This window comes from Sediminicola arcticus, from assembly GCF_040566695.1.
In the GTDB taxonomy this organism is placed as follows: domain Bacteria; phylum Bacteroidota; class Bacteroidia; order Flavobacteriales; family Flavobacteriaceae; genus Sediminicola; species Sediminicola arcticus.
On sequence record NZ_JBEXAE010000001.1, the window covers coordinates 131,709 to 152,232 of the forward strand.

General features: G+C 33.1%; 12 protein-coding genes. 3 read left to right on the forward strand and 9 right to left on the reverse strand.

Features of this window, described 5'->3' with window-relative positions:
• Positions 1-305 precede the first annotated feature (305 nt).
• The 3 genes from ABXZ36_RS00555 to ABXZ36_RS00565 are packed head-to-tail and all read left to right on the forward strand — an operon-like array spanning position 306 to position 1,895.
• Positions 306-596: a helix-turn-helix domain-containing protein gene (locus ABXZ36_RS00555; RefSeq protein WP_354613500.1), complete on the forward strand. Its 291-nt coding sequence runs from the start codon at positions 306-308 to the stop codon at positions 594-596.
• Positions 593-1,255: a hypothetical protein gene (locus ABXZ36_RS00560; RefSeq protein ID WP_354613501.1), complete on the forward strand. Its 663-nt coding sequence runs from the start codon at positions 593-595 to the stop codon at positions 1,253-1,255. Before ABXZ36_RS00555 ends, ABXZ36_RS00560 begins: the two co-directional genes overlap by 4 nt.
• Positions 1,239-1,895 (forward strand): ATPase, encoded by a 657-nt coding sequence (locus ABXZ36_RS00565; protein ID WP_354613502.1) that lies wholly within the window; start codon positions 1,239-1,241, stop codon positions 1,893-1,895. The genes ABXZ36_RS00560 and ABXZ36_RS00565 overlap by 17 nt, the downstream gene beginning before the upstream one ends.
• 282 nt (positions 1,896-2,177) lie before the next feature.
• On the opposite strand, the gene ABXZ36_RS00570 is transcribed toward ABXZ36_RS00565, so the two are convergent.
• The 9 genes from ABXZ36_RS00570 to ABXZ36_RS00610 all read right to left on the reverse strand — a co-directional run bounded on the left by ABXZ36_RS00570 (position 2,178) and on the right by ABXZ36_RS00610 (position 20,406).
• Positions 2,178-4,010, reverse strand: a complete 1,833-nt coding sequence (locus ABXZ36_RS00570) for a DUF262 domain-containing protein (RefSeq protein WP_354613503.1) — start codon at positions 4,008-4,010, stop codon at positions 2,178-2,180.
• Complete coding sequence (locus tag ABXZ36_RS00575; RefSeq protein WP_354613504.1) at positions 4,007-4,816, reverse strand: hypothetical protein; 810 nt, start codon at positions 4,814-4,816, stop codon at positions 4,007-4,009. Before ABXZ36_RS00575 ends, ABXZ36_RS00570 begins: the two co-directional genes overlap by 4 nt.
• A gap of 6 nt (positions 4,817-4,822) precedes the next feature.
• Complete coding sequence (locus tag ABXZ36_RS00580) at positions 4,823-5,044, reverse strand: hypothetical protein (RefSeq protein WP_354613505.1); 222 nt, start codon at positions 5,042-5,044, stop codon at positions 4,823-4,825.
• Positions 5,045-5,059: 15 nt separating this feature from the next.
• Positions 5,060-9,169 (reverse strand): Eco57I restriction-modification methylase domain-containing protein, encoded by a 4,110-nt coding sequence (locus ABXZ36_RS00585; RefSeq protein ID WP_354613506.1) that lies wholly within the window; start codon positions 9,167-9,169, stop codon positions 5,060-5,062.
• Between the two features lie 2 nt (positions 9,170-9,171).
• A complete protein-coding gene (locus ABXZ36_RS00590) occupies positions 9,172-11,982 on the reverse strand; it encodes a DUF8741 domain-containing protein (protein ID WP_354613507.1) in 2,811 nt (936 codons plus the stop codon).
• Between the two features lie 2 nt (positions 11,983-11,984).
• Positions 11,985-17,150, reverse strand: coding sequence for a DEAD/DEAH box helicase (locus ABXZ36_RS00595; RefSeq protein WP_354613508.1), 5,166 nt, complete (start codon positions 17,148-17,150; stop codon positions 11,985-11,987).
• Between the two features lie 380 nt (positions 17,151-17,530).
• Entirely contained in the window at positions 17,531-18,025 is a 495-nt protein-coding gene (locus ABXZ36_RS00600) for a YqiA/YcfP family alpha/beta fold hydrolase (protein WP_354613509.1), read from the reverse strand.
• A gap of 154 nt (positions 18,026-18,179) precedes the next feature.
• Positions 18,180-19,034: an ion transporter gene (locus tag ABXZ36_RS00605; protein WP_354613510.1), complete on the reverse strand. Its 855-nt coding sequence runs from the start codon at positions 19,032-19,034 to the stop codon at positions 18,180-18,182.
• Positions 19,035-19,125: 91 nt separating this feature from the next.
• On the reverse strand, positions 19,126-20,406 hold the full coding sequence (locus ABXZ36_RS00610; RefSeq protein ID WP_354613511.1) for a DUF4236 domain-containing protein: 1,281 nt from the start codon (positions 20,404-20,406) through the stop codon (positions 19,126-19,128).
• Between the last annotated feature and the right edge of the window lie 118 nt (positions 20,407-20,524).

Below are 20,524 nucleotides of genomic sequence, written 5' to 3' on the forward strand. Positions count from 1 at the left end.
ATACCCTTTAGTAACAATTGGTCCCCACAGATTTACCCAAGTTAGGTGAATCTTGGGGTTTTTCTTTCCCTTCCTAAATAATGGTGTTATTGCTGCTGCTAGTCCACATTTACTTAATAATAGAATATCAATTTACTTTAAAATCCATCAAACTTCAAGATGTTAAAATTTCACCCAAGTTGGGTGCAACTTGTGAATAAAGTCCAACAAAACCTTACAGATTTGTAGAACGAAAGTCAAACCTTGAAAGGGACAACCTTTAAAAAACTATAACCGGAAGTCCCTTTCTTTTAAACAAACACAATATGCCAAGCAACATCATTACCACAGACGATCTAAGGGAATTCAAAATGGAATTACTGGATGATCTTAAAAAAATACTACATACAGGCAGTGGCCCTAGATTTAAAAAGTTCTTGAGGTCTTCAGATGTCATGGTGCTCTTGGGTATCAGCCCAGGTACGCTCCAGAACTTGAGGGTGAACGGCACTATCCCCTACTCCAAGCTCGGTGGTATCATCTATTATGATGAGGAAGAGATTCATAAAATTCTATTGAAAAATAGCATACAACTCGATAACTACGATCGACCATGAATTATATACTCCATCTAAATGCTGTTTTCGAGCAATTCTCAAAAGACTCCAGGCTGAACCCTACCCATATAAGTCTTTACATGGCCCTATTCCAGTTTTGGAACATCAACAGATTTCCAAATAAATTCCATATCAGCCGAGATGAAGTGATGCAACTGGCCAAAATTGGATCCAAGGCCACCTATCACAAGTGTCTCAGCAATTTAAATGACTGGAAATACATTTTATATTTTCCCTCCTATAATCCATTTAAAGGCAGTGAGATTACCCTCCTTGTTTTTGGGACAACTACTAAACAAGTAGTGGACAACCCTGAAACAAGTAATGAACAAGCAGTGGTATCTAATACAAACAATAATAAACAAAAAACAAACTTAAATAAACGAGGCACTCCCAAAAATGAATTGGAAGTTCTTTCTTTTTTTAAAGCAAAAAATAAGTCTACTAAAGAAGGATTGAGATTTTATCACCATTACCAAAGTTTGGGGTGGAAAATTAATGGAAAGGCTGTTATTACAGATTGGAAGGCCCTGGCCGAAAAATGGCTTATTAACGGAATAGAGGTCAAACACTTTGAAACAGTTTCCCATCCCGATAGCTATCGGGGAAGGGACAACCTGAAAATAACCAAAGACAAAAACTATGGAGAACCCCTCTAAAATAGTGGAAGGTGGCGTTGAACATGTTCTTGGAAGTTTTGATGGAAAGAAAGTCATCTATGATTTTCCGAAGATACTAGCTTACCTAAATGCTAAAGGCAAACAACTCTTTGGAAACGAGTTCAGGATATTTGAAGAAGATCATGCTATTATTTATAAGCTTTCCAATTACTATATCCGGGACGCAGAGAGCTGTGAAAAGGCAGGAATAGATATTCATAAAGGAATTCTACTCTCGGGACCCGTGGGATGTGGTAAAACGTGTCTTATGAAGCTTTTGAGATACATCGTACCCCATCAAAGGATTTATGAGGTGATTCCTTCACGCAACATCACCTTTGCTTTTAATCATATTGGGTACAAGGTAATTGAAGATTATGGCAACCAAGGGTTTTTCTGTTTTGATGATCTCGGAGTGGAGCCCTTTGGAAGACATTACGGAAAAGATTGCAATGTCTTGGGAGAAATCCTGATATCCAGGCATGAACTTTTGTTGAATCATAAAGTCCTTACCCATGCTACTACCAATCTCAATGCAGAAGAAATGGAAGAACGCTATGGCAATAGGGTACGTAGCCGAATGCGGCAATTATTTAATCTCGTTGCATTTGATAGTAAGATGGTTGACAAAAGGAAGTGAAATTTGTTCACAATACTTTTTGCTCTAATTGCGATTATTTCCAAAACACCTTTATCCTAAACCTTAATACGATACAATTTTACATTGCCTTTTAATTTGATAAATCGAATTCATCCTAAAAAATAATCCTTACCGTAATTATGGTTTTCCGTAATTATAGTAGAATTGTAATCACGTTTATATAGATACAATGATTTCTCAAATTGTAATCCTCTTAGAAACGTTGATTTCGAAATGATATTTTTCTCCATACATGGTAATAGATATTATATAAATTAACTGCTAAACATATTGCTTTATAAGATCAATTATTTTTTTCCCTCTTTCGATGATATCATTTTTAGACCATTGTTCCTTTTCTTTTAAGGTCTCATTTAAGAACATGCCATTTTTATATCCAACAAAGGATCCTTCTTTATTAGTTCTATCTCGCTTTTTAGCAAACGACAAATTACTTAGTTGAGAATTGTACCCGGTTAATGTTAAATTTCCTAATGTATGTACCCATTCTTCCTGAATTTTTTTTGCTTCCTTTTTATCTCCATTTGCAATCATTTGAATCCAATCAGGCGGAATATTAGATCCTTGTGGCAAAATATGCTCAATAGTCCAAATAAATTTATTCTTGTCATCTCTTGCCCATAAATCGGTGTAAGTCTCTTTTGTTTTATTATTTAACTCCTCAATTTTGCATAAAATAAAACGAGTAGCGCCAGTATTTTCTTCATATAAATCACCTTCAAGTTTTTCAAAGAATAGTTCATCACTTGCATACGTAGAAAGAGATTCAATTTGTTTGATTATTTTACTTAATTCATACTTTTTAGATTCATGGAGATCCTTGACTATTTCAATAAATATTTTATCTAAATCTCTTGTTGGAGGCAAATCTGTAATACTTCTTCGAAGAAAAAACTTGACTAAATATTCTATTAATTCTATTTTTAATTCGTTCTCCAAATCAAAATTTTCGAATACATACATTAATAATTGGTAAGAAGTCGCTCCTCCAATATTTTGTAAATCTCTTAAGGCTCCCGTCAGTCCTTTGGAGTTTTCTTCATGATTAGAAACAATTAATCTGTTGTAAGTCTCTGAACTTGTATTAAGTTTTGTGAAAAACGAATTTGGATCTTTTTTTATTAGTGTATCATAAATATGGATTAAATTAGAACGTGTTGCTCTTGTTTTACCTTTTACTTCAATACTTTTTTCATTTTTATAAGCATTATAAAAATGCCTTAAAAAACGATCTTGGATGATATAGTCGTCCAATAGATTATTATTCAGTAAGGTCCATTTTTCAAAATTTATATCAATTGAACCTTTTACTCTTTTTTCGGATTCGTTTAAAAAAGCATTCTTAATAATATCAATAGGTGATAATGGGACACCTCTTGTATTTAAAGTTTCAAATAAAGTGAAAGCATCAGAGTGATTTGACACTTCTATTTTTACAAGGACTGCAGAATTAATTTTCTTCAATAACTGTTTACTTTGATCTATATCAAAAACATACTCTTCTACATAATCGCCATCTACATCTTTTGGATTTGGTTTATATTCACCTAATCTATTCCCAAAATATCTGTATGCCTTTAAAATTCGTCTATTACCCGCATTGTCCGACCGCCTAAAACGACCCTTTAAAAAATCTGTTTCATGTGAGAGTAAGTGTTCAAAATCCTCTTTATTTCGTGCGGCATAAGATGGCTCTAAGCGTATTGAATATTTGTCACTTTTTAATAAAAGCTTATATTTTAAATTGAGTAGTTCTGAATTAAATTCTAACAAATCTTCCTCGTCTTCAATTTGGTCTTTAAGTTTAGACATATGCTTATAAATGGCTAAAAAGAAAATAAAGAGTGTGGTCATACGCTGTTGACCATCTATTAATTCTAGACGGTCATTATCTATAGAATCTAGCTTTTGGTTAATGCAAATAATTGAACCTAAGAAGTGATTTTCATCATTTTCCCAAATATCATCGAATAAGGATTCCCAATTGTTCTTGTTCCATACATACTCACGTTGGTATTTTGGAATAAAATAGACTATGTTCTTTTCTGTGTTATATAAATCTGAGATAGATCTGGCGTTTGCTGAGTTTATCATAATTCTTTTTTAATTTTATATTCTAATTCTTCATAACAGTTAAAGAAAGTATTAGCATGTGAGACAAATTTTTTTAGTTCATCTATTTTATATAAAGGTTGATTGTTTGTTTGGGATTTATGAGTAAGATCTTTATTATGCGCTACCCAATTTCTTATGATCTTTATTTCATCTAAACTTTTTCTGAATTCTTTTGAAACATATTTTCTGGAAGCAGAAAAATATAATAGATCGTTTAAGAAAAAGGTTTGAAATGGGTTACACTCTCTTCTTTTCAAAATAAGTTCATTTCGTTTTTCTTGATCTTCTGGGGTGCATTCTATGTATCGTGTATTCCAATGTTCACTTTTTGCTCCTTTCTGTTTCATCCACGCAATTAATGTTTCGTCAGTTTCTTTGTGCAATAACATAAGTTGTCTGAGCATTTTTTCAAATTGAAAAGTGAGTTTAAAAAATTCATAATTGATAAAATCGGCATTATAATCTACTATGTGTACAACCCCCTTAATTTTGCCTTCATCCATAACGAACATAACTTCATCATGGCTTCCTTTTTCAAATTTTGAAATGGTATACTTGTCAAATAATCTATCAAATGGTTGGCAGATTATGTTATCTGTTAATTCAGATAAAATAAAGTTTCCATCAATTAATCTATAGCACGAAGCTCGGTCTTTACCGGGGAGATAGGATATACCATAATTTTCACACATTTGAACAAGCTGTTGCGTGTTGTCTGGTTCATAAAAGATTAAATCTTTTGTGTAAATATTACTTATGGTTGCATATTTAATAGTTTCTAGCATACTCTTCTATTCATTCAAAAATTTATTTAACAAATCTCTAAACTCGCGTGCTTTTTCTTTGGTGAATTGAATATTTTGCTTTGAACCACGTTCACGTTCCAAATCTCCCATGGCGTAGGTTCTTAATTGTAAATAGTCACCTTCTATGGTAACATCTCCTACTACGTCTCCTGAACGCAAATTAATGTGTTCGTTATTAACTTTAATGATTCTTCCTAATACTGCCATATTATTTAATGCTAGTTATTCTACGTCCAAAATTTTATACTGTGCCCCTCCAAAAGTAAAGATACCACCAACTTTTCTACCGAACATAACTTCTGCTAAAGACGAGCTTGTAGCTATTTGTTTGTACTCACCTGTAAATTTGCCTTTTATGGCATTTTTAATTATGTGATATTTAAAGAGCGCCCCATCCTCTTTTTGAATGGTTACTTTGCAACCTTCTTTTACCTCAATGGTAGTTTCTGCAAATAAGCCATATTGCGCTTGTGGCTCTTTAACGATATTGGGTTTTACTTTTTTAGGTGCTGCTTTTTTAGTTTTTACATCACTATATTTTGTACCTTCTGGTATGGGTTTACCTTTTTGTTTATAGAAGGCCACTACATCTGCTTTTTTATGTAAGTCTTGTTTTATTTCCTCCTCATAACGCTCATGGTTTAGGAGTAACAAGCGTTTTAAAACCTCTTTACGTGCTTCTGGGTGAATGGTATAACGTACCTTATCATTTTCTGGCAAATAGTCTACTTCGTAAAAATCATGGCGCAATTTTATGTCTTGCCAACCATAAGCTTCTAAAACCGCTTCGTCCATTTCTTTATGCAATTCTCTTAATTTAAAAATAAGTCGCACTGCCTCTTCATAACTAATATTACCCTCTTTTTTAACTTCTAAATGATTGTATAAATTCCAGGTTTCTTTGCCAAATTTTTTCGAGAATGCTTTCTGTTCTATTTCATCTATTTGACTAACTAATTGCTCATTGTGAAATTGATTATAAATATGGGTTAAACCTAAATTGATATTAAGCATAATTTCTTCTCTAAACTCAGAATATATTTTGCCTGATTCTGTTAATAACTTACTATTTAAAAAAGGGAAATTTTCAAAACATTGAGTTGAAGAATAGCTTAAATCGGTTTTCAAAGAAGGACCCCATCTCCTTGCCCATTCTGTATGGAAAGTTGAAGACAAAATTGCAAATAACCAATGTTTATCTGACCCAATAACAAATATAGATTGGCTAAATACTGTATTTGTTTTCAGGATACTAAAGCATAAATGCTTTGTCACAACTGTAGTAACAATACATTTGCTCAAACTTTCAATGGAATTAAATAAACCCGGTCGACTTTCAGCATATATCCACCAATTCTCTTTTGTACGGATGCGTTTGGTTGTATCTCTTATTGGTTTAACCAGTAATCGAACTCTATTTATTGCCGCTTTATATTCACTAGCCTTTTTAAAGCTTAGCTCCCTAAAATTAATAATGCTTCTTTCGGAAGACTGATTAGGAGTATTGTTAAGCTCTTTACCATTTACGAATGGAAATATTACTTCTTTGGATTTTGAATCAGAATTAATTAATTTCTTTTCCTCTTCTGAGGAGAGAATAAATCCATCTCCTAAGGTAAAAACACCTTTAAATATTTTTTTCTTGTTGTTTTTTAATATTACAGGCACTCGATCATCTGCGTCATCAAGGTTTGCATTAATCCGATTTACTTTACTATCATCTAAAAATGATATTACATCAGAGATTTTAGTAAATCCAACTAGAGTAACGAACAGATTAGCAACGCCAGGCCATTTTAATGACTTCTTTGCGAAATTTATTGTTCCATTATTACTTGTAATGTAGCTTAAACCAGCTTCTTTGGTATCCCCTTGAGAAACAGTGTTGGTTGAAATCAAAGATGCATATCCGCTTTCATTAATTACTTTAAATATTCTAAGAAAAAAGTATGCTACCAAATCAGTTTGCCCTTTTGCACTTTCATTCATTGAAAATAAATAGTTCAAAATATCTAGTCCAAAAGAACCTGAAATCTTTCTTCCCCCCAAGTAAGGAGGATTCCCTAAGACACAATCAAAGCCTCCATTTTGAAATACTGCTGGAAACTCTAAAAACCAATGAAAAAAACGTTTGTCATGGCTTACTGCCATAGCGGCTCCTCGGTCTAAAATTTGAGTTTCCGTTTTTAGGTAATTCATGTATTGGCTATGGGTGGTTAGTTTTTCTTTATTAGCCTCTGTTTTTGGTATAAAAAATTGTGCCACATGCAAGTCTGCTAGTTGTTTTAAACGCCACCACTTTTTGCCTTGAGTCAACTCTTGGTATAATTTGTCCTTTTTGGCTATTTGGTCTGGTGTGTTTTCTGGTAATTGGGAGAAATTGGCGAAGTCTTTTTGTAAGCCCTTTAAATCGTCATCTATTTTGGCAATTTCGTAAGTACTTAATTGTCCTTTGGTTTTAACTTCTAAATCGTTACGTTTTTTAAATGATGAGGCTATGTCTTTATGATCTCCCGGTAAGGTTTTAAAGGCTTCACTGCCAATGCCTTTTTCCAATTCTTCAAAATGTGCTAACCCAACAATGGCATTTCCACATTTAATATGATGGTCTAAAAAATTCATAGGTTGCCCTGGGTCGTGTGCTTCTAGCCATAAGGCGACTTTACACAATTCTACCGCCAACGGATTTAAATCGACACCGTAAATACAATTCCGTATGACGTCTCGTGTTGCTTTACGCATTTCGGTGGGTGCCGGTTGGTCTTCTTTACTACGGTATTTAGCCAACTCAAAACCAATGCGTCGCGCTGCAGAAAGTAAAATATGTCCACTACCACAAGCTACATCGCATACGGTTAAGGATAATAATCCTACTTCCGGATCTTGTTCTTTTAACTTATCGGCGATTAAATAATCTAATGAATGTGTGATTAAAGGTTTCACTAATTCTTCTGGTGTATAATGCGACCCACTGGAAGAACGATCATCTCCTTTTACAAAACTAAAAATAGGCTGCCCTACATTATCTGTGAATAAAGGGTCGTATTCCAATAAACCCTCATAGACAGAACCAAATTCTTCTACATCTAAATCGGCATAATTAACACGGGTGCGCTGACCTTTTTCATTTTCAAAAGTCACTAAATAGCGTAATACCTTCAGCAAACATTCATTATCTAGCAATTGATCGTTAATAATACTTAAAGAACTTGGTGAAAATAGTCCAGAACCCAATGGATCGATTCCCAATTTTTTACCATATTGTCCATCTTCAAATAAGGCAAAAGTTGTTAATAAAGATTGCCATAAATCTGTTTTTCTAGGATCTACATATACTAGCTTTTCGGCTAATTTAGTTAAGCGTTGTAAACTGTAAAAATCATAATAAATGCCTTTTTTTTTGTTTAAATCTTCGTCACGTTTTTCGGGATAAATCAATTTACGTTCCTCTATTACCAATAGAAAGAGCATACGATACACCAAACGCAAGGTATAGAGGTAATAATTTTTAGCTGTAATTTTGTTTTCTAAAACCTGCTGTCGTAAGTCTTCATTCTGGGGATGGTATAACAAGCCATTTGCCAATTCTTTTATTGAACTTTCTACAGCAAGACTTAAGCGCTCTCTAATACGAGAACCTGATGAGATGGCTTCTTGATGGTAAAACTCAAAGATACTATCCGAACCAATATCTATTTTTTCAGGCATTCTGGTAGCATGCAGTGCGCGATAGAGCAATGCAAACTCCACATACAAGCCTTCTTCCATCATTTGCTGCAAATCGAACTCCAAATAGCTCAATCGACTTAAGCGTGTGGCATCGCGCAGTACTCTTAAAAACCGACCGTTGGAAACTAAACCATATAAATGCTCATTATTATTTAAATATTCCTGCACCAAGGCATGCGGAGACAATCGCGTTGTTCCAGTTTCGGGACGTTTATCTAATGATTGGTTGACGCCAACAATATGAATAGGAAATCCATCACGATTGGTAGAACGATGGCTAATGGCATAAGATTTTCCGTTTATGAATTCTGCATTTGCAACGGTCATTTCATACCCCAACACAGATAACAATGGGATGATCCAAAAACGTCTGGTTTCAGTAGTACCCGTATCTGTTTCGGATAAGTTTTCTCTTTTTTGTTTGAAGGCATTCCAGTTGGACGTTGCCAAAGACCAAGCCAAATTAATTTCATCACGAATAGAAGCACTTGGATTTAAATTAAAATCAATCGCCTTTTGAAAGCGAATATCTTCCGTTCTTATTTTTTCAAGAATTTCACTTGATACAATATTACCCTGTATAGAAATAGCACTGTAGTTCATAGTTACAAGGATTTTGGTTTTGGCATTAATATATAAACTCCCATAACATCTGGTGGCAGTACAGGTGTTGCTTTTTCAAAGCGGCGTCCACCTACTAATTCTTTAAATCTGCCATGAGCTTCCACCAATTTTTCAGCTCGCGCATTTGCGAGATCTATAAATTGAGGCTTCATGGTTTCAAAATGTTTTAATTCTGTTTCTAGATCTTCCTGTTGACGTTCTTTAGATAAATTGGATAAACTTTTAGCGTTAGTCATTAAATCTTTTGCTTGTTTATAATCTAACACTTCTAAATTTCCGTTCACCGATTTATAACCCCATAAATACATTTCTTCTGCAATCGCTTCTTTTTTAGAGGCTACCTCTTTGATTACATTTCGTACGCGGAACATGACCAAAGTTGTTTTGGTATCTACCGCATCGGTTTGTATTTCACTTACACGTGCTAATCTTCCATATTCTGGATGTGGTTCAAAAGCGATAGCTAATAAAAACTGACATAAATGTTCCACAAATTGATGATTACGCCCAATATATCTATATCCTTTGGGCGTTGGAGACACAAAACTGATTTTAGATAATTTATCACTATTAAAAAATCGTTTAATATGTGGGGGTAAGTTCTGTGCTTGTAAATTGTATCCTGATTTACCATCCCATTCACAACTTCCACCTAATTGTTGTACCGCGCTTCTAACAAATTGTGCTACGGTATCATCATCTCCAATGGCTTCATCCACCTCTTCTAAATCTTTTTTGATCACTTCTGGATCAATACTTTCATGAGCGAAGATGCTTCTTAAATTCTCTCCCTTTTTACGTGCTAAATCCAATTCGTTGGTCACCGTCTCTTCAGCAAATAATTTTTGTTGTTTCCCTTCAGATTTACTCTCGTCAAACAAAAGATGTTTGGCAGCTTCCGCCATCACGGATTTACTATTTTCACCAATAGCAATAGCAACCCCGGTTGACTTTTGAATTTCCAAAACCTTTTTTATTAACACTTCCAAGACAAATGTATCCATGTCGTTATCTTCACCATATAAAATATAGTTTTTGATAGTTGGCGCAGATTGACCAAAACGATCTACACGTCCAATACGCTGTTCTAATCGGTTGGGATTCCAAGGTAAATCGTAATGTAAAACCGCTGTGAAATGTTCTTGCAAATTGATCCCTTCACTTAAACAATCTGTAGCAACCATTACGCGCTTTTCCGCCTTACCCATTATCTCAATACGCTCTTTACGCTGCTCATCAGCAAGTTCAGAAGTAATTGCTTCGATGTGAATATTTTTAGGTAATTCATTTTTTAAACGGTCGGCTACATAATTAGCAGTAGCTATATAATGACAGAATACAATAGGATCAAAACCATCCTTTATTAATTGTTTAACATATTTAATAGTGGTTTCAATTTTTTTATCTAATTGATTATTTTGTAGTAAAACAGCTTCCTTTTGTAAACTTTCTAAATCATTTAATTCTTCATTTTCAAAATCAACACTTTCCAGTAGATCTTGTCTTGGAATATCAGACACATATTCTAAATCTTCGAATAAAGTATCTTCCAATGAAGGTGCTTCAATATTTTCTTCTTCGACTAATAACTTAACTTTTCTGCGTTCCAACATATCAACAGCCATCACAGGGCTTGACATTGCCCCTTTTATTAATGCTATTGCTGCCCAAGAACGTAATAATTGTGTTTGCTTATTATCAGTTTCCTTTGAAGAAATACCTCTAGCAAAACGAATTAAATTATGATAGAATAGTTGATACTCAGGTGAAAGGGAGTATCCAATCTCCAACGAATCACGATCTGGAAATTCTGTATTTTCTTTTAACCACCTTTTTATGTTTTCGCGTTTACGTTGTACAAAATGTCTTGATAATTTTCTTCTTTCATTTTGGTTAATAGTATCAAATTTTAATTGACCAAATTTAGGTTTTAACAATCCTAAAAGGGATGTAAACTCCCCATCTTTACCACTATGAGGTGTTGCCGTTAAGAGTAATATATTTTTGTTTTCGTCTTGAGCAAGATCATGAAGCAACGCATAGCGCTTTTGTTGTGATTTTGACTTGGCACCTTCTGGTAATGCACATGTATGCGCTTCATCAACAATAACGAACTCGGGGCAATCATTTAATAATTTGCCTCTCTGTCTATCTGACTTTATATAATCTATAGAAATTACTTGATAAGGAATGTGGTAAAAAACACTTTGATCATCGGGTATTTTACGATCTAATTTCGCTGCAGTACTAGAACGAATAATTTCTGCATCAATATCCAATTTATCTTTTAACTCTGTCTGCCATTGCTCGCATAAATGCGGTGGACAAATCACAGCAAACTTTTTTACTTCGCCACGCTCCATAAGTTCTTTTAAAATAATTAGCGCCTCTACAGTTTTACCAACCCCAACATCATCGGCGATCATTAATCTTACAGTGTCCTGTTTCAAAGCCATTACTAAAGGGACTAATTGATAAGCACGTGGGCGGAAGGATAATTTTCCCATACATCTAAAAGGGCCAGCTGCATTTCTGAATGATAATCTAGACGCATCAAATAAGATTCTAGCTGTTTCAAAAGCACCTATTTCATTTGCCTTTGGTTCTTCAAAATGAGCTGAAGTAATTTTCTCATTAAGAAGCGTAATAGGCAAATAAACAGCCGTTTCTTCTTCTTCTGAGCCACCTAAAGGTTTAATACGTAATATATCTGTATCATCTGAAGGTAGTACCATCCAATCTCTTTTACGATAATGGATAAGTGTACCTGGTTGATGTAGTGTATTGCTCATATTTAATTCACTTTTCTAAAAATGTCTTTTCTTCTCAAAACTAATTCTTCTACTTTTTCTTTATAATTCCATTCTATCACGTCATAACCTGCATCCCGTAATAATTTTCTTTTATGTAAATCGTCTTTAATGACGTTTTCTTTATCATGAATAGAGCCATCACAAAATAGTAGGACTGGTCCATTGGAGGTGTTATATACAAAATCCGGGCTTATGTAAAATTCCTCCATGTACACTTGTGCTTTGTCTGGTAATGCCAGTTTATTTTGGTATAAGTATTTAATTAGGGGTAATTCTGTGCCACTGTTTTTATCATATGTATCTAACAAATAATGATATTGATCTTCACGGTCATTCCCTTGTTGTACCAAAGATAAATCACAGTCCATCAATCGCTCTAGAACTTCCTTAATGCTATATCTGTCTAAAATCTCATGATGGCGCTGGTTGTAATAGGATAATAGATCTTCATAGGAAGCCCGAGGTAGTTTTTCGCCAGCAGCCGTTTCTAATCTTGTTTTAGGATCAAAATGGATATTACGGTAACTTTCCTCGAACAACTGTCTCAACTTTTTAGGTTCTTGGATAAGTTGTGACAAAATACCTAAACTGCCTTCTGCCGCTTCATAAATTAAAATATTTGGATTATCCTTATGCCCCATAACATTAACGCCAATCTCACTTTCTTCTACTTGGAATAAACTTTCAATTCCTCGTTTGAGTGCATAACTTAATGAGATAACCTGTTCTGGTGTCAATTCCATATTTGCCAGTGGCTGAATGTACAGTGTGTCAGCTGTATCTCGAACAAAGATCATCACATCTTTCTTGTTATCTAAAACTTCTTGACTACTATCTATATCTTTTTGGGTTAGCCATTTCCCATTTCTTTTATCAATCGCAAATCCGTCTGTTTCAGAGGTAGATCTGCGTGAGCGTCTATTCAATTTGATTAATTCTGTTGACTGATCAAAAATTAGGTTTAATAATTTTTCTCCACCTCTTTGAACAACCAAATTTTTAGTATGCTCAATGCCTTTTGTATATCTGAAATATTCTTCTACAATATATCCAACAGAGGAACGATCTTCTTCTATACATGAAATTCGTTCTTGTGGAATTCCTTCACATTCTGATAACTCTATCAAGGTGCTACGATATTCTTGATTATCACCTTTTAATTCTGATAACGTAATTGGATCATTATTTGCCAATTGAGCTTCGTCATCTAAAAACGCATACCCAGTAGCCTTGGATATTTTTATTTTACGCTGATGTGTATCAGAATCAAGTAACATCATACGGTTCATACGATATTTGCTACCATTATGATACATGGTATTATGAGGGCCAAATTCTTTTAACGCAATTCCTCTTGGTCTTGAAATATATTCTCCCTGATCTGTATGTTTATACCCAATAAAAGTTCTAACAGGTAAGCGTGTAAAATTATAGCCTGGTAAGAACCCTTCTGATGCTAAATACCTGAAAACATAAAATTCAGATTGGTCTTTATAACTATTTTTAGTATCATTTTTAAGCAATTCAATTTGCTTTAAACCAATAGCATGTTGCCTTTTGGCTTCAATTTTTTGATCGCTATCAGACTTAATAACAGGATCGTCTAATACTATTCGCGATTTTAATATCATCGTTTTCGCAGAAACATACAAATTTCGCCAACGATCAAAAGCCTTATCAAAACGCTGAGAAAATGAATTGATTTTAGCATCCAGCCAATTATCAGAATACCACCACATTTCTTTAAGTTCAGGTTCTATGGATGCTATTACTTTTTTATATGAATCAATCCAAGATTGTTTATAATTTAAAATTCCATTATCAATGGCATCTAAAATATTTTGTTTGACTGCAATATTTTTATCATTAGACAAATCTAATAGTTCAGAAACAGACTTGTTTAAATCGGCCAAAGCCATTTCCATTAAAATATAGGCATTGAAATGTGATGTCAATAATTCTTCATTTATCAAATCAATTCTTGGAGGTACCACAGTACCTGCAACCATTGTTTCTGAAGCTTTGAAATAATTTTGGTCATGTGCTGACCAAGCTGAACAATAGGTAAACACCACTGCCGTTTGACCACTTCTACCTGCACGACCACTTCGTTGTGCATAATTAGCCGGGTTTGGTGGCACGTTACGCATATGGACAATGTTCAGGTTAGAAATGTCAATACCTAATTCCATTGTTGGAGAACAATACATTGAAGAAATCTCTCCTTTTCTAAAGGCTTCTTCTCGTTCTATTCTTGTTTGACTATTCACTTGTCCTGTATGTTCCCGGGCTTCAATTTCTTTTTGGTATTTTGTAAAATCTGTTTGATATAAGCGTTGAAAATAAAAGTTAGGTTTTATCTGTAAATCACGATATGTATTAATTCTTGTTGCATCAACAGGTACCGTTTTCTCATCTCCACTTAACCAAATTAAATTATCTGTTCTAAGTAGATAACCATGAACGTTTCCACCGGAACCTCTTAAGTTTTCTCTCTTTGATAAAAAATTTGTAGCTGTTAGTAAATCGCATAAATTCTCAATAAATTCTCTGTACTCATCTTGCCTTAATGGCTCAAAGTCATTCTCGAGCATTTTTCTTTTAATATATTTACCTAAACCAGAGCGTAATCCTATGGTGCCAAAATAAATACCTCTTTGAGTACTTCTGCCAGGTCTTACAGAAACCATATAAGTAGGGGTTTCTATGGATTCTTTATGATCTAAAGACCATAACTTTTTATCATCCAATTTATTTTTTAAGAAACTTTCAGTTTCAGATCTGTCATCAAATAAGAAGCGATGATCCAGTGCATAATTGGTTCTAAAATAATTGAATAGTTGAATGAGAATTTCCTCTCTTATTTCAGCTGAGATGTTATTAAAAAATGGAATGTGTGCAAATTTTTGATCCATTGCACATAATCTACTTAATTCGTGGTATTGAACTTTTAATAAGGCTGTTTGCTCAAGATTGGGTAATGTATAACGCCATCCTCTTTTTAAATCTTGAAATATTCTAATTAGTAGGTATGTTTTAATGGCCCTTTCATTATCACGATCAGGAAAATCTGGATCTGCAGAAGGTGTTTTTGCAAAGGCATCTTCCCTTAACTTTAATTCTTTAAATACATATTCGGCAATTTCGTGAACTCTTAACCCGGAAGGATTGTTTTTTAGAGCGTGATGTAACCCTGAACGTAGTCTTATTGAGGAAAGAAAATCATTGAAATGACCTGCTTGTAAAGAAGCATCTTGTCTGTTATCGGTAAAACTTAATAATTTTTGATCTTTTAATTCTTCATTTTGTTGAAAAAGAGAATCCACAACAGCATATGATAATATAGTAGTTGCAGTACTTCTTCCTTCATTTCCCAACTTCATTAATTTAGTACCCTCATTAGTTTTAGAATCTTCATAAATAATTCCGGCTGAAGGGTCGATTCTAAGTTTTACTGGAATATAATAGCCTTTAAGAGGATAAATAGGTTCTTCAGAATATGCTCCGCTAGAATTAAAATATACTAGTTTTGGCATTTGCCAATCATAATATGGTTTAAATTGTGTTTCACTTGGATTTAACCAAGAAGTTGGAGCAATTTCAATGGGGTCTTCATTCCAAAATGATTCACCTTCATCCAGAATTAAATATCCAGAACTGAAATTGCTTTCTTTTAGATTTTCTTTAACTCCTTCTTTTTTAGTTAGTGTTTGAACGGGTTCATCAGGATTTCTAGGTAATAATAGTTGTTTGTCAACATCCTTTTCTACACATATGAAATCAACACCGGAATATCTGCTAAATAATATGGGATACAAGAATTTTTCATCTGCACCTTCTTTTAAATATCTTCCAGATTTAATCGTAATACTTCTAGTGTCTCTTGATTCTAACGTTACAGAAACTGTACTTGTTTGAGAGATAAACTGATGAAAACGAAATGGCAAAAAGCTTTTTCCCGATTTTTTTATTCGATTCTGTTCATTTAAATATTCAGTCCACTTTAATAAATCAACAAGTTTGTCTTCTATTAATTGAATATCTAATTCTGTTGTTTTCTTTAATATCGAAGCAATTGCTTTTATTGTTTTAGGTTTGCCTCTTTCAAGTATTCCATCGTTATCTTTTAAAGCAATATTTAACTCTAACCAATTAGTTATGGGATGATTAATGAATCTTTCTTCATCATCCTGAATATTAATACCATTGAGAAAAGCATTTCTTATTTCAATCGGATTAAATATTTCACCATTGGTACAAGTTTGAAGATATTCTCCAATAATTTGACTGGTATCGTAGTTAACACCAAATATTTTAGTAGCTACGTAAGCTACAGCTTCTTTTTTTTCTGTTGGGCTTCCACCAGAAGACATTGTGGCAGAAGTACCTATACATATTAAATTTGAAGAACAAAAGCTCTTAATACGTCTTATCAGCATACTAACGTCCGAACCTTGTCTGCCTCTGTACGTATGTAATTCATCAAAAACCAAATATTGTAAATTATCTCTTAAGGAATCACGTAACCATGATTCTGATTGTCGAGTCATAATTAACTCTAACATCATATAATTAGTTAAGATGATATCTGGCGGATTGTTTTTAATTGAATCTCTTATTTCTGCATTTTCTTGTCCCGTATATTTAGCAAAAGTTATGGGAAAGTCTGTTCCGAAATTTTCAGCATATTTTTCAATCTCTACTTGTTGAGAATTAATTAAAGCATTCATTGGATACACAAGTATAGCCTTCACACCCTTTTTTTTATCTTGGCCTAAATTGAATATGGAGTTAAAAATTGTGGCTAGATACGTTAGAGATTTACCAGAGCCAGTTCCTGATGTTACAACAAATCCTTTATTCTGAATTCCAATTTGAATCGCCTCCGTTTGGTGACTATACAAATTGTAATTTCCAAAAGATTTTCCTAATTTTTTATTTATTAAACCTTCGGTGTAAAGATCTTGTAAAGATTTTCCTTTTTTAAAAGAAGGGTTAAATTGTATTAATGGATCGGGAATAAAACCATCGCTTTCAAATGCCTTTCTAACTTCTTCTTTTATTCTTTCATCTGTTATATTTATAAAAGAATTTAAATATTCTCTGTAGTTTGTAATTACTTGGGAGTGTGTTTTAAATGCGTCCATTAATAAATAAATTCTAGTTTATAATTGAGCGAGTGGTGATCTTAGGATTAAGGCTTATCTGATAATTATGTTCTTAATATTCAGGTTATAAAATACCAATTAATTTCAATTCATAATTAAATCTATTTCGTCCTGCATGTTCTCGTCATACCATTTTATAATTGAATCAGGTCCTGTATTTTCATCGATTATATAAAGACTCATAATTACCTTTTATTTGATTTTTTTTAGTTTAATTATTTTTGGGTTGTATAATATATTGAGAGCTTAAATATAGGGGATTTCACCAACAATTGAGAATTATTTCTAACGCTTAGAATAAAAATTTGAAAAGAACTTTTAGATTCAGTCTGGTAAATTATTTGATTTCTTTTTAAACCTTAATAACCTATTCCTTTAAAAAAGGACTCTACCTCTTCCTCAAATATATCCAAAGGAATGCGATGGGCTAAATCTTGACGTATGCTAATTTGATAGTCAGTATTATTTTTTATTCTCTCAGCAATAAATAGCAAGGTGTTGTTTGGGTAAACTATATCGTCTTGGGCCCCTAACACTATTTTTTTGAAAGAACGATTACGATTTTTATAATCTGGGACATTTTGAAATACGGAACGGTAAACTAGAGCTGGATTAAATAATAAAGCTGGCGTTTGAAATGCTATTGATAGATAATACCCTACAAAACCACCCATACTACTGCCCATGACCACATTGATATCTTTATCTTTAAACTCAATGTTTAAATGTTCAATGCTGTAGTCATTTTCTTGGTAATCGATGGGTGGAGAATAAACAGCGCCGTGATTTTCAAGAATTGCCCTTTTCTCAGGGCTAAGGCTCCCGTTAAGGCCATGTATATATAATATGTTCATTTTGTAGTACTATTAGTTATTGTCTATGAAAGTGTATTAGAAACCATATATGAAGGTGTCCAAATCTCTACAACCACATTAAATTTTTCAAGGAACATTAATAAATTTAATTAGAAATTATTTCCCATTTTGTTGGAATTTGAGAAGGGGTGAATTAACGATTGTCTTTATTTATTTCAATTTGGCAATTCGGGCATATAATAAACTGTTTACCCTTTTTATGTTTGTCATGTCTTAATTTCTCTATGAAAGCTGAACTTATGATACCTGTAGGAAGGGCAATAAAACCAATACCTACAATAGCAATTATTGCGCTTAAAATTTTGCCCAAGGCAGTTAGGGGGTAAACATCCCCATAACCAACTGTCGTCAGCGTCGCAACGGCCCACCAAAATGCATGACCGATGCTTGCAAAATTCTCGGGTTGGACATCATTTTCTATATAATACATAAGGGTAGAAGAAAGTACCAGCAGTATAAAAGCTACAAATACCGTCATGATCAACTCATCCTTTGTTTCTTTTAAAACACCCGAGATTGTTTTTAATGATTTGGAATATCTATTAAGTTTAAATATTCTCAAGAGTCTTAACGTACGCAGAATTCTAATTATTCTGAGGTCAAACGGAAATATAAAGGGCAAATAAAATGGCAAGATCGCAATTAAATCTATTAGACCCAGGGTGGAGGAAGCAAATTTCATTCTTTTGACAATAAAATTTCCTTTGAATTTATTATTAAGATCGGATGTCCAAAGTCGTAATAAGTATTCAATAGTAAAAATTGAAACTGAAAACATTTCGAATAGTTGAAAAAACTCCGAATAATTATCGTGAATCCCTTTATAGTATTCTATAATAAGGGAAATAACATTTAGAACAATAAGGCTGTATATAAATTTTATAATTAAAGGATTGTTATTTATCACATGATATGTTAAAACCTTTATGGAGTTATAAGAATATTCATTGTTAGTGCCTTTGGTAAACCTCAAAACAGTTTTTTTCAAATCAATTAATTTTTATAATGTCTATATTATTCTGATGTTCGAAAACTAATATATAACAGCTTTCTAAAGTGAATAACTAGGATAGCCATACCTAGTCCATATTGATGGTTTTAAAAACAGATGAATTGGACAATTCCATTTTGTGTTCAAAACTTTTAAAGGCAATAACAGAATCAATTTGTTTGAAATTAATTTTTGAAAAATTGTCAATATCAAATTCAATGGAATAGATATAGTCATTCTTGGTCTGACCATCTTTCTTGTCAATTCTTTGGGTGTAGGCTGAAACCTTTACCTTTTCAATGCCGGCAGAACATAGAAAGGCAATACCACCAATTAAAAAACCTAAACCAGTTGCACATTGTGCGTAATCTTCCCTCAATTGTTTTTCGCTTTTATTTTTTACTGATAATTTTCCTGACTTTAAAATTGTAGCTGTTTCTTTAGGCAAGTGCTCAATTTCCGGGAGATCTAAATCAATTAAAAAAGTTTTGTCGTCTTCGTTATATTCAAAATCAACAAAGAATTCTGGTTTAATATCTATTTCATTTAAAATTGCTTCAAAGTTTTGCAATACAAAATTTTCGGTCCCATTTAGGTTTTTGATTAAGATGTCCTTCTTAGTTTGGTAGGTTTTTAGAGAATCTTCATTACTCTCTTTTTCTCTAATAATTTCGCTCTTTTCAAAATCTTCCTTCTGCTCTTCCCACTGGGCAATTAAATCATTTAGTCTTTTATCCAAATTGCTCTCAATATATTCAAGGCGATTTTTCTTATTCTTCCAAAAAAGCACAGAATTAAATTTTCTTACTGCTTCATTAGAAAGTATATTTTTTACAGAATCAACACTTGGTTTAGACTTGTCAAAAGGTTTCTTTCTATATTTATGAAGTTTTAAATTATCTATTTCTTCTTGAATTTCTTTTTTTGAAATTGGTGGAACGATGTGCTTATATATATCAGTAAACTGTGTAGTTTCTTCAATTATATCATTGTAGTATAATTCGTAGATTTTCAAAAGATTAGCTTTGTATTCTGGGGATCTTTTGATTTTTGCTATGGACGCTTGCGTAGTAATATCAATTCCCCTGTCGTCATATATCTCAATAACTGGTTCATAGTTATCATTCAAGTCTAACTTAACACCTACTTGAGTTTGGTTTTTTGAGATCTTATTTGAAGAACCATTAGAGGCACTGGAGATTTTAGATCTATTGTATAATCCTGTTCCAGGGATCCCTGTGTTTAAATGGGCTCCACTTTTTCCAAGATTAACACTCGCACCTTTCACTCCCAATGTTGTGCTTACGCCAGACCCAGACAAATTAATATGTAAACCAGGGGCAAGTTTAATTCTATTTCTGTACCTCATTTGAATTTTAGTTAGATATTTTTCTGATGTTTAAATATTCAAGATTAATATTACACCTTCTATTAATATTTAAAAGATGCTATTGAGATTTCATTAGATTGAAAAGAACCTATTGCAT

What these genes read in the sequence shown, in the direction of transcription:
- ABXZ36_RS00555 (WP_354613500.1), top strand. Translation starts at nt 306, where the DNA reads ATGCCAAGCAACATCATTACCACAGACGATCTAAGGGAATTCAAAATG.
- ABXZ36_RS00560 (WP_354613501.1), top strand. Translation starts at nt 593, where the DNA reads ATGAATTATATACTCCATCTAAATGCTGTTTTCGAGCAATTCTCAAAA.
- ABXZ36_RS00565 (WP_354613502.1), top strand. Translation starts at nt 1,239, where the DNA reads ATGGAGAACCCCTCTAAAATAGTGGAAGGTGGCGTTGAACATGTTCTT.
- ABXZ36_RS00570 (WP_354613503.1), bottom strand. Translation starts at nt 4,010, where the DNA reads ATGATAAACTCAGCAAACGCCAGATCTATCTCAGATTTATATAACACA.
- ABXZ36_RS00575 (WP_354613504.1), bottom strand. Translation starts at nt 4,816, where the DNA reads ATGCTAGAAACTATTAAATATGCAACCATAAGTAATATTTACACAAAA.
- ABXZ36_RS00580 (WP_354613505.1), bottom strand. Translation starts at nt 5,044, where the DNA reads ATGGCAGTATTAGGAAGAATCATTAAAGTTAATAACGAACACATTAAT.
- ABXZ36_RS00585 (WP_354613506.1), bottom strand. Translation starts at nt 9,169, where the DNA reads ATGAACTACAGTGCTATTTCTATACAGGGTAATATTGTATCAAGTGAA.
- ABXZ36_RS00590 (WP_354613507.1), bottom strand. Translation starts at nt 11,982, where the DNA reads ATGAGCAATACACTACATCAACCAGGTACACTTATCCATTATCGTAAA.
- ABXZ36_RS00595 (WP_354613508.1), bottom strand. Translation starts at nt 17,150, where the DNA reads ATGGACGCATTTAAAACACACTCCCAAGTAATTACAAACTACAGAGAA.
- ABXZ36_RS00600 (WP_354613509.1), bottom strand. Translation starts at nt 18,025, where the DNA reads ATGAACATATTATATATACATGGCCTTAACGGGAGCCTTAGCCCTGAG.
- ABXZ36_RS00610 (WP_354613511.1), bottom strand. Translation starts at nt 20,406, where the DNA reads ATGAGGTACAGAAATAGAATTAAACTTGCCCCTGGTTTACATATTAAT.